The sequence below is a fragment of the Burkholderia sp. MSMB0856 genome (assembly GCF_001524645.2).
GTDB lineage: Bacteria > Pseudomonadota > Gammaproteobacteria > Burkholderiales > Burkholderiaceae > Burkholderia > Burkholderia diffusa.
Genome location: NZ_CP013428.1, coordinates 801,152 through 820,478, shown reverse-complemented (window position 1 = coordinate 820,478; position 19,327 = coordinate 801,152). Strand labels below are relative to the sequence as shown.

The following is a 19,327-nucleotide window of genomic DNA, read 5'->3' as shown; positions in this document are numbered from 1 at the left end:
TCGTCATTTCGTTGCAGGGTGCGCGCCGCCGAGCACGTCGACGACGGTCCACTTGCCGCCGCGCACCTGATAGATCGTGAATGCCGGGTCCTTCAGATTGCCTTCGGCGTCGAATGCGACCCGGCCGGTCACGCCGGGCCGGTCGATCGCGCGCACGGCCGCGACCAGCTTCGCCGGCTGCGTCGTGCCGGCCTTCTGCGCGGCCGCGATCAGCGTGGCCGCCGCGTCGTACGCGAACGGCGCGTGCAGCTCGATCGGCGCGTGAAAGCGCGTGCGGTACTGCGTGTCGAACGCCTTGCCGCCCGGCATCCGGTCGAGCGGCAGGCCCGGTTCGAGCGCCGTCACGCCGTCGCCGTCCTTGCCCGCGAGCGACAGGAAGGTCTGGCTCACAAAGCCGCCGGCGCCGAGCAGCGGCGCGTTCACGCCGAGCTGGCGCATCCGGCGTGCGATCGGCGCGGCCTGCGCGTCGAGCCCGCCGAAGAACACGAGATCCGCGCGCTTGCCCTTGATCGCGGTCAGCACGCCGCTGAAGTCGGTCGTCTTGTCGTTCACGTACTGGCGATCGACGATCGTGCCACCGTTCGCCTGCACGCCCTTGATGAACTGGTCGGCCAGCCCCGCGCCGAACGACGTGCGATCGTCGATCACCGCGATGCGCGTGGCCTTCAGCGTCTTCACCGCATAGGCGCCGGTGAAGTTGCCGCCCGCATCGTCGTGACCCATGATGCGGAACGCCGTCGCGTAGCCCTGCTGCGTGTACGGGTGGCCGGTGGACGCCGGCGCGATCTGCGGAATGCCCGCATCGCGGTAGACGCGCGACGCCGGCACGCTGCAGCCCGTGTTCCAGTGACCGACGACGCCGATCACGTGCTGGTCGACGAGCTGCTGCGCGACCGCGACGGCCGTGCGCGGATCGGATTGATCGTCGGCCGCGACGAGCTTGTAGACGACCGGCTTGCCGCCGATGCTCGGATGCGTCGCGTTCGCGTCGTCGATCGCGAGCTGCGCGCCGTTCTGCAGGTCCTTGCCGATCCGCGCGGACGGGCCGGTGAGCGGCGCGGCGAGACCGATCAGGATCGTCTGCGGCGCGGACTGCGCGAAGGCGGGAACGGCGGCGATCAGCGTGGCCGCGGAGAATGCGAGGCTGGCGGGAAGAAAAGCGATTTTCATGTGCGGGGATCGGGGACTCGAATCAAAACATGAAAAATATTAAATATTTGGCTCCCACACCCAAAATACTCAATTGTTGGATGCTTATGCCATTTCCGACACAATAACGTAATAGCCTGTAAATACGAGATATTTTCGTGTTGTCGCTTACCCTGATTTTTCGATAAAATTCGACACATGAAAAATATCGAACAATTGCCGCACGATCCGCCGCTGCGCGCCGTCCGCGCGTTCGAGGCATTCGCGCGTCTCGGCTCGGTCACCGCGGCGGCGCACGAGCTCGACATCACGCCCTCCGCGGTCAGCCACCAGTTGCAGCTGCTCGAAGCGTTCATCCAGACGCCGCTGACCGTGCGCGAAGGCCGGCTGCTCGCGCTTACCGACGAGGGGCGCGACTACTACCGCTCGATCAGCACCGCGTTCTCGGTGCTGCGCAGCGCGACGCGCTTCGTGCGCGACCGGTCGTCGTTGCGGCAGATCACGATCAGCCTGATTCCGCTGCTCGGCATCGGCTGGTTCATTCCGCGGCTGCACGCGTTCCTCGCCGACAACACCGATGTCGACGTGACCGTGCTGTATGCGCATCACCGCAACTATCGAAGCGACGCGTCCGACCTGTCGATCCGCTTCGGCACCGGCGACTGGCCCGGCTACCGCTGCGAGCGGCTGCTGCCGGGCGCGATGGTGCCGATGTGCAGCCCGTCGTTCCTGAAGCGCCACGGGCCGTTCCGCACGCCGGCCGATCTCGCGCGGGCGCCGCTCGTGCACGACGAGGATCGCAGCACCTGGGTCAACTGGCTGCAGGGCGCCGGCGTGCGGCACGTGTCGCACGCGGTGGGGCCGATGTTCGAGGACGGGCAACTGACGCTAAGCGCGGCGCGCGCGGATCTCGGCGCGGCGCTGCTGCGCGCGCCGCTGGTCGAGCGCGAACTGGCGAACGGCGAACTCGTGAAGCTGTTCGACCATGCGCTCGACGACGGGCGCGACTACTACCTGTGCACGCGCGAGGATACGGACATGCCGGACGGCGCGAGACGGCTGGCGGATTGGCTCCGGCGGATGGCTGCATAAGCGCGCCCGACCGCACGCGTACCGTCCCGCCGATGCGTCATACCGCCCGCCCCCATCCGCGCGCGACCGCATGTGCGACCGTCGCGCGCGCCAGCTCCTGCGTGCTGTCGATCAACGCGAACGGTGCATCGCGCAACGCGCGCGCCGCGATCGGAATTTCCGTGCAGCCCATCACCGCTACGCCCACGTCCCGTCGTGCCAGCGTCGCGAGCGCGCGCGTCAGGCACCGCACCGACGCATCGAGCTTCCCCGCCTTGACCGCCGCGATGCACGCGGCGATATCGCGCTGCGCGACCACGCCCGGCATCACCGGCTCGAAACCGCGTGCACGCAGCGCCGCCTGGTAGAAGCCCGACACCAGCGTGCCGCCCGTGGCGAGCACTGCGACGCGCCGCACGCCCGCCGGCAACGCGGCCACCGACGCATCGACGATATGCAGGATCGGCGCCGCGCTACGTTCGCGCAGCGGCGCATACCAGTGATGCGCCGAATTGCACGGCATCGCGATCACGTCCACGCCGCAGCGGTTCAGCAGCGCGATGCCATCGAGCAGCGCCGGCAGCGGATCGGTCCCGCCGTCGATGATCGCGCGCGAACGATCGGGCGTTCGCGTCAGGTTCGCGACGATCATCGGCAGGTGCTCCTGATCGCAACGCGCGCGTGTCAGGCGAATCACACGATGCATGAAGTCGACCGTGGCCAGCGGCCCCATTCCGCCCAGTACGCCGACAAGTGCCATGACGCCTCCCCTCCTTCACGCACGCGGCGGCCGCGCGCAGATCGCGGATACGACGGCCGAGTTGCCGATCACCAGCAACAGTGTCCGCAATATTTCGCAAAACGGATCGATTGCCGCGAACAGCACGAACGCAGCCTCGAACGGCAGGTGCAGTGCCGCGCACACCATGCCGGCGAGAGACACCGTCACGACGCCCGACGTGCCGGTCGACGCGAATCCGGCCAGCACCGATGCGACCAGCACGACGCAAAGCTCGCCGGGGCCGAGCGACCGTTCGTAGAGTTGCGCGACGAACAGCGTCGCGCTTGCGTAATAGACCATCGGCCCGACGCGCAGCAGCGACACGGCAAGCGGCACGACCAACTCGACGCGCGCACGGGCAAAGCCGAAGCCGTCGGCCAGGCACTCGATCATGCTCGGCATGCAGGCCACGCTGCTGCGCGTGGCAAGCGCCATCGCGAACGGCGTGCGCAACCCGGCGAGCGTCTCGGCCAGCGTCGCGCCCGAGCGTTTCCAGATCACGACGATCGCGGCCGCGATCAGCACGAGCGCGACGACGGCGAACGCGGCGACGAAGCGGACCATCGCCTCGAGCGGCCCGAACCCCGACGTGCCGATCTGCGCGGCGCCGCCGCAGAACAGCACGATCGGCGTCGGATACGCGAGCCAGTGCATGATTTTCTGACACGTGAAATAGACGGTCTCCAGCGTCTGGCTCAGCGCCGCCGAAATGCTCGCCGGCACGCGTCCCGACGCGAAGCCGAAGAACAGCGAGAACACCAGCGCCTTCAGCGTGTCGCCGCTCGCGAGCGCCGCGAAGAAGTTGCCGGGCACCAGTGCGATCAGCATGTCGGCAAGGCCCGACGACTTCTCCGCGGGATCGGTGCCGTACAGCGTCATCACGGTGTCGCTCGCCGCGCCGTCGCTGCCGACCAGCGCACCGAACGCCTTCAGCGTCGCGTTCGACAGATGCTCGCCCGGCCGCATCGCGACCAGCACGACCGCGCCGACCGCCACGACGAACACCGATGCGCAGCCGAAGATCGCGATCACGCGCATCACGAGGTCCGACGCGCTGCCGTCGCGCAGCAGCCGCTGCAGGCTGAAGATCACGGCGGCCGTCATGAACGGCAGCGCCGTCATCTTCAGCAGGCCGACGTACACCTGGCCCACATAGTCGAACTTCGGCGCGGCGGCCGGCCACAGCACGCCCGCCACGATCCCGAGCGCGAGGCTGCCGAAGACCGTCAACGGATGGATCGCGAACGCATGCAGCCGCTCGATGCGGGGCATGATCCTGATGTTCTCGTTCATGTTCATGTCAGCGACCCATCGCATCGAGCAAGGATTTCACGTCGAGCCGCTTGTTGCGCTCGGCCAGGAACTGATTGACGAACGCGAGCAGCGTCGGCGTGGACACCGGCACGCCGACGGCAAGCGCGTCGGTGAGGTCGTCGAAGGTCGCGACGCGCAAGCGGATCGGCGCGGTCGGGTCGTCCTGCATCACCAGCTTGATCGCGAGTTCGTCGCGATACACAGCCGTGACCGCGCCGGCGTTCAGCGCGTCGAGCGTCGCCGGCCAGCTCGGATACGTGCGCACCCGCGCGGCCGGGAAGTCGCTGCGCACGTATTCCGCATAGGCCGACCCCGCGACGACGCCGATCGTGCCGCGGTAATCGCGCACGACTTCCGGCAGCGCGCGCCCTTTCGCGAGTTCCGCGAAGCTGACGCGGTTGATCAGCAGCGCGCGTCGCAGGTTGATGTACGGCGTGCTGAAGCGGACCACCTGCGCACGCGGCAACGTGCGCGACAGCTTGCTGATCGCGACGTCGGCCTGCCCGGTCGCGAGCAGGTGAACGACCTCGTCGAACGTGCGCGCATCGCGGTCGAACTGCACGGCCACGCCGAGCTTTTTCGCCAGTTCGTCGGCGAGATCGATGTCGACGCCCGCCATTGCACCGTTGCGCGACATGAAGAACGGCGGCTGATCGACGCCGAGCACCGCGACGACGAGCGCGCCGCGCGAGACGATGCGGGCGAACTCGGGCGCGAGCAGCCGGCCGTCGGGCATCTGCACGAGGCCGGTCGATGTGGTGGCGGGTGTCGCCGTCGCGGCCGGCGCGGATGCATCGACGGCGAGCGCCGGCGCGGCACACAAGAGGGTCACGAATACGCAGGCCGCACCGCGCAGAAGCCGATGCAGGCATCGCCGCGTGGGGACGATCTCGCGGAACCACGCGAGCGGCGCACGCTGGGCGCGTCCGGAAAAAAGGTTCATGGCGGCAGTGGGACGAAGAGTGTCTGACGACCGCGCAGCCGTTCGTGCCGAACGGGCGCCGGGCCCTTGCGCGGGGCGCATCGCCGTCGCCCGGCGCCGCGCCCTCCCGCACGCCCAATGTGTCAGAAGCGCCGGCTGGCCGAAATCCGCCGAAAGGCCCGGCCCGGATGGCACGGGCCGACCGGACGGCCCGTCGCGACGGGGGCCGGAAGCAGATAGAAATTCCCGATGCCGCGGATTGAAACAAGCAATTTCACAAACCTGGGGTGAACCCGGATACTGGCAACACTTCATCAACACCCAAGCAAAGGAACTCGCAAGATGCCGATCATCAACACCCAAATCAAACCGTTCAAGGCAACCGCATACCACAACGGCGATTTCGTGCCCGTGTCCGAAGAGAACTTCAAGGGCAAGTGGTCCGTCGTCGTGTTCTACCCGGCCGACTTCACGTTCGTCTGCCCGACCGAGCTGGGCGACCTCGCCGACCGCTACGCGGAATTCCAGAAGCTGGGTGTCGAGATCTACGGCGTGTCGACCGATACGCACTTCACGCACAAGGCATGGCACGACACGTCGGACACGATCGGCAAGATCAAGTACCCGATGATCGGCGACCCGACGCTCACGCTGTCGCGCAACTTCGACGTGCTGATCGAGGAAGAAGGGATGGCGCTGCGCGGCACGTTCGTGATCAACCCGGAAGGCGAGATCAAGCTGTGCGAAATCCACGACAACGGCATCGGCCGCGACGCGGGCGAACTGCTGCGCAAGGTGCAGGCCGCGCAATACATCGCGGCGCACCCGGGTGAAGTGTGCCCGGCCAAGTGGACGCCGGGTGCGGAAACGCTGACCCCGTCGCTCGACCTAATCGGCAAGATCTGACGATCGCGCCGCGCGCCTCGCACGAGGCGCGCGCGTCACGCGAACACGGGCCGCCTCGTGCGGCCCGCGCCCTTCTCCGGCACGACGTGCCCGACCATAATTATCAATACGGAATCCGAAACGCCATGCTCGACGCCAATCTCAAGAACCAACTGAAAGCGTACCTCGAAAAGATCACGCGCCCGATCGAACTCGTCGCGTCGCTCGACGACAGCGCGAAATCGCAGGAACTGCTTGCGCTGCTGAACGAGATTGCGTCGCTGACGTCGCGCGTGACCGTGACCGAACGCCGCGACGATGCCGAGCGCAAGCCGTCGTTCTCGATCGGCGAACCCGGCAAGCCGGCCGGCATCCGCTTCGCCGGCATCCCGATGGGCCATGAATTCACGTCGCTCGTGCTCGCGTTGCTGCAGACGGGCGGCCATCCGCTCAAGCTCGACGACGACGTGATCGAACAGATCCGCGCGCTCGACGGCGATTACGCGTTCGATACGTATTTCTCGCTGTCGTGCCAGAACTGCCCGGAAGTCGTGCAGGCGCTGAACGTGATGTCGCTGATCAACCCGCGCATCCGCCACGTCGCGATCGACGGCGCATTGTTCCAGAACGAAGTCGAAGCACGCCAGATCATGGCCGTGCCGACGATGTTCCTGAATGGCGAATCGTTCGGCCAGGGCCGCAGCAGCGTGAAGGAAATTCTCGCGAAGCTCGACACGGGCGCCAGCGCCCGCGCCGCGAAGTCGCTTGAGAACAAGCCGGTGTTCGACACGCTGATCGTCGGCGGCGGCCCGGCCGGTGCGGCCGCCGCGATCTATTCGGCGCGCAAGGGCATCGCGACGGGCGTCGTCGCCGAGCGTTTCGGCGGCCAGGTGCTCGACACGATGGCGATCGAGAACTTCGTGTCGGTGCAGGAAACGGAAGGACCGAAGTTTGCCGCGGCGCTCGAGCAGCACGTGAAGCAGTACGACGTCGACATCATGGACGTGCAGCGCGCCGACGCGCTGATTCCGGGTGACGTGCACCAGATCCGCCTCGCGAATGGCGCAGTGTTGAAGGCGAAGACGATCATCCTCGCGACCGGCGCGCGCTGGCGCGAAATCAACGTGCCGGGCGAGCGCGAATACCGCAACCGCGGTGTCGCATACTGCCCGCACTGCGACGGCCCGCTGTTCAAGGGCAAGCGGGTCGCGGTGGTCGGCGGCGGCAACTCGGGCGTCGAGGCCGCGATCGACCTGGCCGGCATCGTGAAGGAAGTCACGCTGATCGAATACGGCGCGCAACTGCGCGCGGACGAAGTGTTGCAACGCAAGCTGCGCAGCCTGCCGAACGTGACGATCGTCACGCAGGCGCAGACGACCGAGCTGACCGGCGACGGCAGCAAGCTGAACGGGATCGTCTACAAGGATCTGCGCTCCGGTGAAACGAAGCGTGTCGATCTCGAAGGCGTGTTCGTGCAGATCGGCCTCGTGCCGAACACCGAATGGCTGAAGGGCACGATCGAACTGTCGAAGCACGGCGAGATCGTCGTCGATGCGCGCGGTGCGACGTCGGTGCCGGGCGTGTTTGCCGCCGGCGACGTGACGACGGTGCCGTTCAAGCAGATCGTGATCGCGGTGGGCGAAGGCGCGAAGGCATCGCTCGGCGCGTTCGATCACCTGATCCGGCAAGACGCGACGCCGGCGACCGCCGACGCGCCGCAGGTCGAAGAAGCGATCGCCGCGTAACGCGCGACGCATCAAACAGGTTCGTGTCTCTTGGCCCCGCATGCCCTGGTCGGCGTGCGGGGCCCTTTTTCATCCGGCGTCGAGCGGCGTTGCGCGAGCGCGGCCGCTCCGTTCTCACTGCGCCACGCCGGGCCCGGCGTTCGCCGGTGTGGCTGCCTTGAAGCTGCTCGACTGCTTGACGAGCTGGTCGGTCATCGCGGCGGCGACCGGATTCGCACCCGTCGACGCATGCTGCGGATCGACGCTCGGCGCCGCCACGTATCGCGGTGGCGGCAACGACGGATCGAGCTTTGCCGATTCCCGCACGAGTGCCGCGGTTTCAGGCGTTTCGGATTTCATCGCGGGGGTCGCGGCCGCGTGCCGCTCGAGCCCGTCGCGCTTGCGCGCCGCGCGCTGGGTCGGCTGCTCCGCCTGCTGACTCGGCCGAGCCGCCTGCGTCGCCTGGGCCGGCGGCGTCGGTTGCACGGGTTGCGCTGCTTGTACCGGCGCTTTTACCTGCGGAGCGGGCTGGGCTTTCGGCGGGGTCGCAACCTCCGGCTCGATCGTCACGACATGGACGGTCGGCGGCGGCGCACTCGGTTTCGCCGGTGGCGCCGCCGCGGCGACGACCGGCGCGACGGCAGCGGATGCCGGCGCCGCGCTCGTACGCGCAGGAGCCGCGGACGGCGGCCGTGCGGCCGCTGGTTGCGGCACGACCTCATCGACATGCTTGGAAGGGACGGCGACCGCCGCAGGCGGCGCGATCGTGCCTTGTGCGGTGTGTCCATCGTTCGCTGCCGTTACGGCGGCGGCAGGCGCCGCGGAGTCGCCGATACCGGCCTCCGCGATCGCGCGGTGGTCCGCACGCAGGAGCATCACGTAGCCGGTGCCGGCCGCGGCGACCAGCAGGCCGCCGGCGATCATCAATGTCTTACGGGTACTAGTCATGCTTGCTCACCGATCTTATCGACGTGAACAAGCCATCATACGCGTGCGATCGCGGCCGATCCCGCACGAATACAATTGGTTTCATTGATGTCGACCCCAGAGCGGCGCGGCCTTGCCGCACCGCGTCGCCCTATCGTCAGACGGTTCGACATCGCCCCCAGCGATATTGCATCGGACGATCGAAGTCGCGGAAGGTCGGCCATTCGCGCTGCACCACCGCGAGCCAGGGAACGCACCGCGTGTCGAGAAACGGCGCCACACCTTGCCGCGCCGGTGTATGAACGACATACGCAATGAACGCGATCGACACAATCCGGCATGCGGCAGTTATTCGGGAAACGGCAAATCGGTCTGTCCGTCCGCGCGCATGCCGAACGTGTTGAGCGTCATCGCCACGAGCGCGTAATAGCCCAGCAGCGCGACGAGGTTCACGACGGTCTCGTGGCCGAAACGCGCCTGCGCGCGCGCGAACGTCGCATCGCTCACGCGCCGCGTGTCGTACAGCTCGCTCGCGAACGCATGGATCAGCGCATCGTCGTCCGACTCGAACACCGGCTCGACGCCGCGGCGGATCGCGTCGGCCGTCGCGGCCGGCACACCCGCATCGAGCGCGATCGGATGATGGATGTGCCACTCGGCCTGCGAGCGCCAGCGTGCGGCCGTCACGAGAATCGCGAGCTCCGACAGTCGCAGCGGCAGACCCGTGCGATAGCGGCAGAACGCGCCGAGCCGCTGCGCGTGCTGCGCGAGCTCGGGACTCGCGATCCAGCCGAGGAACGGCCCGTTCAGGTTGCCGCGCGGGCCGCTGAGAATGTCGGCGAGCACGGCCTTCTGCTCGTCGGTGGCCGATGCGGGATCGAAGGGAGGCAGTCTGTCCGTCATGGTGAGGATTCGATAAGCTAAAGGTTTACGCGCCGGCCGATGCGAGCGCCGCATCGATCGCGCCGGACAGCCGTTCGACGATCGTGTCGATCTGCTGCGCGGTGCAGACGAACGGCGGTGCGATCAGGATGTGATCGCCGTGCACGCCGTCGATCGTACCGCCCATCGGATACACCATCAGCCCGCGCTGCATCGCCTCGCGCTTGACCGCCGCATGCAGCTTCAGCGCGGGATCGAACGTCGCCTTGCTGTCGCGATCGCGCACGAGCTCGACGCCGACGAACAGCCCGCGGCCGCGCACGTCGCCGACATGCGGACGCGCACCGTAATGCTCGCGCAGCGACGCGCGCAGTTGCTCGCCGCGCGCCTTCACGTTGTCGAGCAGCTTCTCTTCGGCGATCACGCGCTGCACTTCGAGCGCGGCCGCGCAGGCCGTTGCATGACCGAGATACGTGTGGCCGTGCTGGAAAAAACCCGAACCGTCGACGATCGTCCGGTAGATGCGATCGCTCACCAGCGTCGCGCCGATCGGCTGGTACCCCGCGCCGAGCCCTTTCGCGATCGTCAACAGGTCGGGCGCGACGCCATCTTCGTCGCACGCGAACAGGTAACCGGTGCGCCCCATCCCCGACATGATTTCGTCGAGAATCAACAGCACGCCGTATTTGTCGCACACCGCGCGAATCTTCTTCAGATAGGTACGCACCGGCGGCACCGCGCCGGCCGTCGCGCCGACCACCGTTTCCGCGACGAATGCGGCGACGTTTTCCGCGCCGAGTTCGACGATCTTCTGCTCCAGCTCATCAGCCAGGCGCTGCGCATAGGCTTCGTCGGTTTCACCGGCCTGCTGGTCGCGATACGCATAGCACGGGCTCACATGATGCGCTTCGATCAGCAGCGGCAGGAACGGCTCGCGTCGCCATGCGTTGCCGCCGATCGCGAGTGCGCCGAGCGTGTTGCCGTGATAGCTCTGGCGACGTGCGATGAAATGGCGGCGCTGCGGCTCGCCCTTCTCGACGAAATACTGGCGCGCGAGCTTCAATGCGGCTTCGATCGCCTCGGATCCGCCCGACACGAAATACACGTGTTCGAGACCGGCCGGCGCGGCCTCGACGAGCCGGTCGGCCAATTCTTCCGCCACGTCCGTCGTGAAGAACGACGTATGCGCGTACGGCAGTTGCTGCACCTGCCGCTTGATCGCATCGATCACGCGCTGGTTGCTGTGGCCGAGGCACGATACGGCCGCGCCGCCGCACGCGTCGATGTAGCGTTTGCCGGTCGAGTCGATGATCTCGATGCCGTCGCCCGCGACGGCGACGGGCAAGGTGGCGCGTGGAGCGCGATGAAAAACGGTCGTCATGCGTTGCCTCATGGATCAGGACGCGCTGCGCGCGTGCGCGGACGGCACGATGCGCGTCGCGAAGCGCTGCGTGCCGTGCTGGTGAATGGTGAAGTCGATCGCGGTGTCGCGAATCGCGAACACGGCGGTCGCCAGCGTGTTTTCGTCGTCGGGGTCGGCCGGATCGTCGCGATAGATCGGGAGTCCTTCCGGTGCGCGGTCACCGAGCACGCGCAGCAGTGCGGCTTCGTCGATCGCGTCGATGCCCGGCGTCAGCGCATCGACACGCCGCTGACGATCACCGGACGATTGCGTGACGATCTGCGCTTCCCCCTCGCATCCCGGATGCACGAGATGATTCGCGTGACCGGCAAGACGCGCGACTTCGACGACCGAGCAGCGCGCGACGCTCGCCTCGATGCTCAGGAGCCGCGGATCGCCGGTCGCGCCGAGCGTGTGGTGAAAGCCGCTCGCGCGCGCATGCGTGCGCAGCACGTCGGCGGCCGCATCGAGCGATGTGGCGTCGAGCACGGCGCGCGCGAGGATCATCCGCGGCACGCCGAGCGCCGGCGTGCGGATCCGCAGGTTGTTGATCGCCTGCGCGATGCCCGCGCGGTTCGCGGCGAACGTATGCCCGGGCAGCGAGCCCGGGTAGTAGAAACTGATGAAGCCCGGCTTGCCTTGCGGCTGCACGTCGACCAGCAGACAGCGCTCGCGCAGGTACGGATCGCCGTCCTCGTTGTGCGCGATCCAGCGCGTGTCGTGCGCATCGCGCCCGGCGAGCGTCGTGCAGCCGTCCGGCGCGTGATGGATCAGTTCGCCGCGGCAGTTCCACAGAAAGATGTCCTCGGCCGGCCAGCCGACGCCTGCCGCGATCCCGTCCAGTTCCGCAACGAGATCGGGGTACGCGGCCAGCGCGGCCTGTCGCAGCGCGGCGACGAACGGGTGGCCGCGCCAGCGGCGCACGGCCTGCCATGCGCTGCTCTGCTGCATGTACGCATCGAACACGGGGCGGGCAAGCTCGCCGAGGCGCACGCCGATGTCGAACGGCGTGCCGGCGATGACGGGAGATGGGGAAAGCGGCATGTCGGATGATTCGGTTTCGTTCAGGACACGTGTTTCAGGAATTCCTTCAGGCGCGGTGTCGGCGGGCGGTCGATCAGGTCGACCGGATGGCCGTCCTCGGCGATGCCGCCCTGATCCATGAACAGCAACCGCGTGCCGACCCGCTTCGCGAAGCCGATCTCGTGCGTGACGACGATCATCGTCATCCCTTCGGTCGCGAGATCCTGCATCACTTTCAGCACCTCGTGGCGCAATTCCGGATCGAGCGCCGACGTCGGCTCGTCGAACAGCATCAGCCGCGGCCGGATCGCGAGCGCGCGTGCGATCGCGACGCGCTGCTGCTGGCCGCCCGACAGCTCAGACGGATAATGATTCGCGCGCGATTCGAGGCCGACCTTGTCGAGCAGCGCCATCGCCTGGTCGCGCGCGTCGGCGCGCGACGCGCCGCGTACCTGGGTCGGCCCGAACATCACGTTCTCGAGCGCGGTCATTTGCGGAAACAGGTTGAACTGCTGGAACACCATGCCCGCTTCGAGCCGGATGTTGCGGATCGTCGATGCGTTGCCACGCACGCTCTGGCCGTCGACCAGCAGTTCGCCGCCGGTGATCTTCTCGAGCGCGTTGATACAGCGCAACATCGTCGACTTGCCCGAGCCCGACGGACCGATCACGACGACCACCTCGCCCGCGTCGATCTTCAGGTCGATATGCTTCAGCACCGGCACATGGCCGAAGCTCTTCGACACGTTCTGGAATTCGATCATGCTCATAAGATGCGCATCCTCTTTTCGACGAGCCGAAGCGTCAGCGTCATCGCGCCGGTCAGCATCAGGTAGATGACGGCCACCGCGGTCCAGATCTCGACCGCCTGGAAATTGCCGGCAATGATTTCCTGCCCCTTTCGCGTCAATTCGCCGACGCCGATCACGATGAACAGCGACGTGTCCTTGAGGCTCACGATGCACTGGTTGCCGAGCGGCGGAATCAGGCGCCGGAATGCGAGCGGCCCGACCACCTTCAGCAGCACGCGCGGCATCGACAGGCCCATCGCGAGCCCCGCTTCCGTCAGCCCCTTCGGAATCGACAGCAGCGCGCCGCGCACCACTTCCGCGAGATACGCGCCCGAATTCACCGTGATCGCGATGATCGCGGCCGTCAGGCCGTCGATCCGGATATGCGCGAGCAGCGGCAACGCGAAATACAGGAACATCACCTGCACGACGATCGGCGTGCCGCGGATCAGTTCAATATAAACCTGTGCGAGCACGTTCATCGCCTTCGGTCCGTATGCGCGGAACATGCCCGCGATCATCCCGACGACGAATCCGCCCACCAGCCCGAAAAATGCGATGAACACCGTCAACCGGACCCCGTCCATCAGGTCCGGCAACGCCGCCCAGATCGCCGACCAATCGAAATTCACCTGTCGCTCCCCGTCCGATTCAAGACCGGCGCGGCCGCCCGGCCGCGCCATGCTGTGCCGTCACGCTCACATCTTCGGCGGCTCGGCGCCGAACCACTTCTTGTAGATCTGCGCGTAGCGGCCGTCGGCCTTGATCTTCACGAGCGACGCGTTGACCTTCGGCACGAGCGCGCTTCCCTTCGGGAAGCCGATCCCGTACTTGTCACCGCTGACCGGCTGGCCCGCGACCTTCACCTTGCCCTTGCCTTCGTTGTTCACGAAGAACAGCACGTTCGGCGTGTCGTGCATCGCCGCGTCGACGCGGCCGGCCTCGAGCGCGAGATATGCCTGGTCAATGTTCGGGAACTGGCGGATCTCCTTCGGCTTCAGGTGCGCCTTGATCCAGTCGATCGTCGCGGTGCCCGTCTTCGCGGCGATCACCTTGCCGTTCAGGTCGTCGATCGACTTGATCGTCGTGTTGTCCGTCTGCACCATCGCCGCGAGGCCGCTGTCGTAGTACGGCGCGGAGAAGTCGATCGCCTTCTTCCGCTCTTCCTTGATGGTCATCCCCGACAGCGCGACGTCGATGTTCTGCGTCTGCAGCGCCGGGATCAGGCCCGCGAAATCCATCGGCTGGATCGTGTATTTCCAGCCCTGGTCCTTCGCGATCTCCGCCCACAGGTCGAGATCGAAGCCGACGTACTTGTCGCCCTGCTTGAACTCGAACGGCATGAACGACGTATCGGTCCCGACGACGAGCGTCTTGGTATCCGCGTGCGCGATGCTGGCGCCGAGCGCGGCGACCACCGCGACGGCTTTCAGGAAGGAACGGCGACTCATGACTTTTCTCCGCATGGTTGAGCGATGTAACCGGCCGGCTGGCCGGGGAACGACGACATCAAGCCGCACCGCAACATGCGATGTTGAATTAGACCTTAGTGCAACAAGTGTTGTCAACACGGATACTACGACAACAAAAAAATGCTCAACAGGAAAATGAATCGAGACAAACCCGAGCCGCACGGGCGGGATTGATCGGAGGAAAGGCGTGCGCGGACGGGCATCCGCCCGGCAATTCGTCGCGACCGGAGGGCCCCATGCGCGCCGACGCCGGAGCGATCGACTTCGAAACGAAGATCGTCCGCTACAGCAGTTTCAGTCAGGTGATCGGCGCGGCGCTGGGCGGCGCGGGCATCGCGCTCGGGCGCGTGCCGCTGATCGAGCCCGAACTGCGCAGCGGCCGCCTGGTGCCGCTGGTGCCGGGCCTCGCACGCGATGCGTCATGGCGCTTCGTGCTGCGCCGCAATCCGTCGGCGCGGCATCGGCTGCTCGATCCGTTGATCGCGTTCCTGCGCCGCGAAGCCGATGCACCGCCGTTCCAGCTCGCGAAGATCGTTGCGCCCGCATCCAACGACAGTCACGCGCGCGGCGCAGGCGGTGCGTAGCGAACCCGCGCGCCGAGGCCACGCGGGGGCCTCCCGTTCATCCTCTCGTCACGGCGCGGCAAAGAACAACGCGACGACGCAGGCCATCCCCGCGAACCACACGAGCGAGCGCAGCGACGCCCAGTTCAGCAGGTACGTCAGCACATAGACGACGCGAATCGCGACGAACCCAATCGCGAGCTGATCGACGTGATGCGCGTTCGCGCCGTTGTGCCATGCGACGACCAGTGCGGCCGTAAACAGCGCCAGCGCCTCCCACGCGTTCTGGTGCGCGGCCTGCGCCCGCGCGCGCCAGCCTTCGAGCCTTGCCAGGTACTCGCGCGGCGCGTGGTTGTCGTAGCCCTTGCGGGCCTTGGCCAGGAACGTCATCGGGAACGGCAACAGCGCCACGATGAACAGGCAGATCTGGGACGTCGTCATCAAAGTCTCCTCCTTTATGATTACATTGATCAATGACACGGTCGCGCAGAGCTTAGCATTGCGCCGGGCTGTTCGCGCACCGGTTTTCTAGACGGGAGACTCGGCAAAACCGCCTGCCGAAGGCAGTGACGGCATGGATCAGGCACAAAAAATTCCACCAAATCGCCGACAAATACGTTAATTAAAACTGGTCGAACACCAATAAGATAGCGCTCAACACTGGCTTGGTGTGTTGCCGCGCCAGCCTGCTCACCCGCGCCGCGCCGCCGCGTGCGCCGAACGACTTTCGACCCGAGCCCGCCCATGCCCCGTCCCATCGTCGCCCATATCCGTCCCGACGCCGTCCGCCATAACCTCGACTTCATCCGTCGCACCGCCGCGCAATCGCGCGTATGGGCCGTGGTCAAGGCCAACGCATACGGTCACGGGATCGAGCGGATCTATCCGGGCCTCGCGGCCGCCGACGGCATCGCGCTGCTCGATCTCGACGAAGCCGTGCGCGTGCGGGAGCTCGGCTGGAACAAGCCGGTGCTGCTGCTCGAAGGGATCTTCGAGCCGGCCGACGTCGAACTGGCCGACCGCCACCGGCTGACGGTGGCCGTGCACTGCGACGCGCAACTCGACCTGCTGATCGCCGCGAAGCCCCGGCAGCCGATCGACATCCAGCTGAAGATGAACTCCGGGATGAACCGGCTCGGCTACCGGCCCGACGCATTCCGCGCCGCGTGGGAACGCGCGGCGGCCGCGCCGTCGATCGGCAAGATCACGCTGATGATGCATTTCGCGAACGCCGACGAAGGCGAAGTCGACTGGCAGCTCGATCAATTCGATGCGGCCACGGCCGGGATTCCGGGCGAGCGCTCGGCATCGAATTCGGCGGCCGTGCTGTGGCATCCGCGCGCGCATCGCGACTGGGTGCGGCCGGGCACGATCCTGTATGGCGCGTCGCCGACCGGCGCGTCGCGGCACATCGCCGACACGCCGCTGATGGCCGCCATGACGCTGACGAGCAAGATCATCGGCGTGCAGACGCTCGCGCCGGAGGAAACGGTCGGTTATGGCCGTCGCTTCACGGCAGACCGGCCGATGCGGATCGGCGTCGTCGCGTGCGGCTATGCGGACGGCTATCCGCGCCACGCGCCGACCGGCACGCCGATCGCGGTGGACGGCGTGATGACGCGCGTCGTCGGCCGCGTGTCGATGGACATGCTCACCGTTGACCTGACGCCGTGCCCGAACGCGGGCATCGGCTCGAGCGTCGAGCTGTGGGGCGATCAGGTGAAGGTCGACGACGTCGCGGAAGCGAGCGGCACGATCGGCTACGAGCTGATGTGCGCACTCGCGCGCCGCGTGCCGGTCGTGACCGTGCCGCCCGGCGCGTCGACGGTGCAGCCGGCGCTGCGCACGGGCAGCTACGGGCGCTGATGCCCGGCGCGGATGCGGCGGCACGCTCGCTGTCGCCGCACATCCGGATCAGCGCGCGGGCCGCTTTACCAGCGGCCCGTCTGCTTTTGCAACGTGTAAAGCGCGCTGGCGAGGGCAATGCGCACGCGCGGCCCCCGCGCTACGAACGCCACACCGGCTTGCGTTTCTCCAGGAACGCATCGATCCCCTCGCCGGCGTCCTCTTCCATCATGTTGCGCGCCATCATGTCGCCCGCAAACGCGTACGCGTCGTCGAGCGGCAGTTCGCGCTGCCGGTAGAACATCTGCTTGCCGTAGCGCACCGCCGCCGGGCTCTTCGCGACGATCTCCGCGACCTTGCGCGCGATGGCCGCGTCGAGCGCATCCTCGGGCACGGCCTCGTTGACGAGCCCCCAGGCGGCCGCCGTCGCCGCATCGACGAAACGCCCGGTGACGAGCATGTCGAACGCGCGCTTCGCCGACACGTTGCGGCTCAATGCGACGGCCGGCGTCGAGCAGAACAGCCCGACGTTGATTCCGGATACCGCGAAGCGCGCGGTGTCCGCTGCGACGGCGAGATCGCACGCGGCGACGAGCTGGCAGCCGGCCGCCGTCGCGATGCCGTGCACGCGTGCGATCACCGGCACCGGCAACGCGCGCATCGCGAGCATCACGCGGCTGCATTGCGCGAACAGCGTGCGGTAGTAATCGAGTTCGGGTTTGGCGCGCATCTGCCGCAGGTCGTGGCCCGCGCAGAACGCCTTGCCCTCGGCGGCGAGCACGACGCAGCGCACGTGCGGATCGGCGGCCAGCGAATCGAACGCGTCCTGCAGGCTCGCCAGCATCGCCTCCGACAACGCGTTGAACTGTTGCGGCCGGTTCAGCCGCAGCGTGACGACCCCGTCGCGCACGTCGCGCAGCAGGATCGGCTCGGGTGTTTCGTGACGGGATTCCATGATGCTCCGCTCGACGGGGTTCGATCGGGCGCGAATCCGCAGCACGGGCAGCACGGGCGACACGCGCCCGGATTCGCGATCGACATGATCACGAATCGTCCTCCACATTGCGCGCGGCGTCCAGCGGGGTCGACCAGCCGGCCGCGAAGCCGGCTTGAACGTCACCGCACCGTGACGCGAAGGCCACCCAGGCTGCCCATCGATCGCCGGCCGACGGCGATGCATCACCCGCGTGCGCGCTCAGCCCGCGAGCTTCTTCAGCGCGTCGAGCACCGCGTCGCCCTTGAACGGCTTCACGATCCAGCCCTTCACGCCGGCGGCCTTGCCGCGCTCCTTCATCGCCGGGCTGCTCTCGGTCGTCAGCATCACGACGTTGACCGACGTATTCGCCAGCTCGCCGCGGATCTTCTCGACCATCGTCAGGCCGTCCATGTTCGGCATGTTCACGTCGCTGATCACGAGGCGCACGCCGGGCGTCGCCTTGAGCTTCGCGAGCCCGTCCTTGCCGTCCACCGCCGTCGCGACGTCGAGCCCGTGATTGCGCAGGAACCCCGCGACCTCGTCACGCACCGTGCCCGAATCGTCGACCACCAGAATCTTTGCCATGCCGTATTCCCCTTTCCTTGTTGCTGACTTCAACATTCAAAACAGTTCGAGTTCGCCCGACTCGACCATCGGCCCCACGTCCTGCACGGATTCGCGGAAATCCTCCGGCGACCAGCTCAGGCTAAACACGAAACGCTGGTCGAGCCGCACCGATCGTCCCGACTCGGGGTCGGTCATCCGATACTTGAAACACAGCTGCGGACAGTCGCCGCCGAACGAAATGAATTTCTGCTTGTGATTGACGACGAGCGGCACCTGCACGGGATGCCGCGCGAGTGCCTCCGCGTCGCCGAGATAGCGGTTCTTGAACGCGCCCCACACGAGGTTGGTCAACTCGCCGAGCACGTTGTTCACGTCCCGGAAATCGGGTGCGCGGCCGTCGTCGCGCGTGCCGCCGATCATGTCGAGCAGCGGCTGCTCGCTCGTCTGCAGCAGCATGTAGCCGCGGCACCACGCGCTTTCCAGCGCGATCAGGCTGAACACCTCGCCGAAGATGATCTGGTCGCGCACGATGCACGGCGTGTCGCGCTCGATCGCGAGGCCCGGAAACAGGCTGTCGAGCCGCGCCTCGGTGATCTCCGCGATGCCGCGCACGAGCGCGTTCGGGTAATCGCGGCCGAACAGGTATTCGTCGATCGCGCGCTTGAGCGGCGTCAGGTCGTCGGCGACGTAGGCCGCGCACGCGACGCGCGCGAGCGCATCGGGCAGCCCGTCGCGCGACGCATTCGACGCGCGGCGCAGGATGATCGGCAGCTCGGGCCGCAGCGCATCGATCTGCGTCGCGATGATCGCGCTTTCGTCCGGCGAGCCGCCGTAGTCCTCGGCGAGCAGGATCGCGCCGAGATCGATGTTCGAGCGCAGCACCTTCAGCAGCCGGTTGCGCCGCACGGTCAGGCCGACCAGGTTGTGCTCGTCGCAGAAGCGCTTGAGCGTCGCCGCATGCGCGCGGCTGTCGTCGAGCACGAGCACCTTGCTGACGGGTTGGTCTACGGTCATCTCGCGGAGTCCTTCCTCA

19 protein-coding genes and 1 pseudogene are annotated in these 19,327 nt (G+C 67.1%); 5 read left to right on the top strand and 15 right to left on the bottom strand.

All coding sequences use genetic code 11. The annotated features are described in order from the left end of the window. Positions 1-3: 3 nt before the first annotated feature. A complete protein-coding gene (locus WS87_RS21400; RefSeq protein ID WP_059818885.1) occupies positions 4-1,170 on the bottom strand; it encodes a branched-chain amino acid ABC transporter substrate-binding protein in 1,167 nt (388 codons plus the stop codon). A gap of 177 nt (positions 1,171-1,347) precedes the next feature. On the opposite strand from WS87_RS21400, the gene WS87_RS21395 reads away from it, so the two are divergent. Continuing rightward, positions 1,348-2,241, top strand: coding sequence for a LysR substrate-binding domain-containing protein (locus WS87_RS21395; RefSeq protein WP_059818884.1), 894 nt, complete (start codon positions 1,348-1,350; stop codon positions 2,239-2,241). Positions 2,242-2,278: 37 nt separating this feature from the next. On the opposite strand, the gene WS87_RS21390 is transcribed toward WS87_RS21395, so the two are convergent. From WS87_RS21390 to WS87_RS21380, 3 genes are read right to left on the bottom strand one after another with little or no spacing between them, the layout of a single operon-like run. Further along, a complete protein-coding gene (locus WS87_RS21390) occupies positions 2,279-2,980 on the bottom strand; it encodes an aspartate/glutamate racemase family protein (RefSeq protein ID WP_059818883.1) in 702 nt (233 codons plus the stop codon). Positions 2,981-2,995: 15 nt separating this feature from the next. After that, a complete protein-coding gene (locus WS87_RS21385) occupies positions 2,996-4,300 on the bottom strand; it encodes a dicarboxylate/amino acid:cation symporter (RefSeq protein ID WP_059818882.1) in 1,305 nt (434 codons plus the stop codon). Between the two features lies 1 nt (position 4,301). Beyond that, positions 4,302-5,258, bottom strand: coding sequence for an ABC transporter substrate-binding protein (locus WS87_RS21380; protein ID WP_059818881.1), 957 nt, complete (start codon positions 5,256-5,258; stop codon positions 4,302-4,304). 321 nt (positions 5,259-5,579) lie between these two features. Between WS87_RS21380 and ahpC the strand changes: the two genes are divergently transcribed. Then, on the top strand, positions 5,580-6,143 hold the full coding sequence (gene ahpC, locus WS87_RS21375) for an alkyl hydroperoxide reductase subunit C (RefSeq protein WP_006488685.1): 564 nt from the start codon (positions 5,580-5,582) through the stop codon (positions 6,141-6,143). Between the two features lie 125 nt (positions 6,144-6,268). Beyond that, positions 6,269-7,867: an alkyl hydroperoxide reductase subunit F gene (ahpF, locus tag WS87_RS21370; RefSeq protein WP_059818880.1), complete on the top strand. Its 1,599-nt coding sequence runs from the start codon at positions 6,269-6,271 to the stop codon at positions 7,865-7,867. A gap of 114 nt (positions 7,868-7,981) precedes the next feature. Here ahpF and WS87_RS21365 read toward each other — a convergent pair whose 3' ends face one another. From WS87_RS21365 to glnH, 7 genes are all read right to left on the bottom strand, one after another. Further along, positions 7,982-8,794: a hypothetical protein gene (locus tag WS87_RS21365; protein ID WP_059818879.1), complete on the bottom strand. Its 813-nt coding sequence runs from the start codon at positions 8,792-8,794 to the stop codon at positions 7,982-7,984. A 327-nt stretch (positions 8,795-9,121) separates the two neighbouring features. Next, complete coding sequence (locus WS87_RS21360; RefSeq protein WP_059818878.1) at positions 9,122-9,676, bottom strand: carboxymuconolactone decarboxylase family protein; 555 nt, start codon at positions 9,674-9,676, stop codon at positions 9,122-9,124. 25 nt (positions 9,677-9,701) lie between these two features. After that, positions 9,702-11,036: an aspartate aminotransferase family protein gene (locus WS87_RS21355; protein WP_059818877.1), complete on the bottom strand. Its 1,335-nt coding sequence runs from the start codon at positions 11,034-11,036 to the stop codon at positions 9,702-9,704. A gap of 15 nt (positions 11,037-11,051) precedes the next feature. Beyond that, on the bottom strand, positions 11,052-12,101 hold the full coding sequence (locus WS87_RS21350; protein ID WP_059818876.1) for a C45 family autoproteolytic acyltransferase/hydolase: 1,050 nt from the start codon (positions 12,099-12,101) through the stop codon (positions 11,052-11,054). A gap of 20 nt (positions 12,102-12,121) precedes the next feature. Then, complete coding sequence (gene glnQ / locus WS87_RS21345; RefSeq protein ID WP_059818875.1) at positions 12,122-12,850, bottom strand: glutamine ABC transporter ATP-binding protein GlnQ; 729 nt, start codon at positions 12,848-12,850, stop codon at positions 12,122-12,124. Next, positions 12,847-13,554 (bottom strand): glutamine ABC transporter permease GlnP, encoded by a 708-nt coding sequence (gene glnP / locus WS87_RS21340; protein ID WP_175912039.1) that lies wholly within the window; start codon positions 13,552-13,554, stop codon positions 12,847-12,849. Before glnP ends, glnQ begins: the two co-directional genes overlap by 4 nt. A gap of 15 nt (positions 13,555-13,569) precedes the next feature. Further along, positions 13,570-14,322 carry a glutamine ABC transporter substrate-binding protein GlnH gene (gene glnH / locus WS87_RS21335; protein WP_059450633.1) on the bottom strand — a complete coding sequence of 251 codons (753 nt, stop codon included), beginning with the start codon at positions 14,320-14,322 and terminating at the stop codon, positions 13,570-13,572. 281 nt (positions 14,323-14,603) lie between these two features. Between glnH and WS87_RS21330 the strand changes: the two are divergent. After that, positions 14,604-14,927: pseudogene (locus WS87_RS21330) on the top strand (LysR family transcriptional regulator); the annotation flags it as partial. A gap of 48 nt (positions 14,928-14,975) precedes the next feature. On the opposite strand, the gene WS87_RS21325 reads toward WS87_RS21330, so the two are convergent. Beyond that, positions 14,976-15,347 (bottom strand): MAPEG family protein, encoded by a 372-nt coding sequence (locus tag WS87_RS21325; RefSeq protein WP_059818873.1) that lies wholly within the window; start codon positions 15,345-15,347, stop codon positions 14,976-14,978. A gap of 303 nt (positions 15,348-15,650) precedes the next feature. Between WS87_RS21325 and alr the strand changes: the two genes are divergently transcribed. After that, on the top strand, positions 15,651-16,772 hold the full coding sequence (alr, locus tag WS87_RS21315) for an alanine racemase (RefSeq protein WP_059818872.1): 1,122 nt from the start codon (positions 15,651-15,653) through the stop codon (positions 16,770-16,772). A gap of 139 nt (positions 16,773-16,911) precedes the next feature. Here alr and WS87_RS21310 read toward each other — a convergent pair whose 3' ends face one another. From WS87_RS21310 to WS87_RS21300, 3 genes are all read right to left on the bottom strand, one after another. Further along, positions 16,912-17,706 carry an enoyl-CoA hydratase gene (locus WS87_RS21310; RefSeq protein WP_059819633.1) on the bottom strand — a complete coding sequence of 265 codons (795 nt, stop codon included), beginning with the start codon at positions 17,704-17,706 and terminating at the stop codon, positions 16,912-16,914. 240 nt (positions 17,707-17,946) lie between these two features. Next, positions 17,947-18,312, bottom strand: a complete 366-nt coding sequence (locus WS87_RS21305; RefSeq protein ID WP_006765703.1) for a response regulator — start codon at positions 18,310-18,312, stop codon at positions 17,947-17,949. Between the two features lie 36 nt (positions 18,313-18,348). Beyond that, positions 18,349-19,308, bottom strand: a complete 960-nt coding sequence (locus WS87_RS21300) for a chemotaxis protein CheX (protein ID WP_059818871.1) — start codon at positions 19,306-19,308, stop codon at positions 18,349-18,351. Positions 19,309-19,327 lie beyond the last annotated feature (19 nt).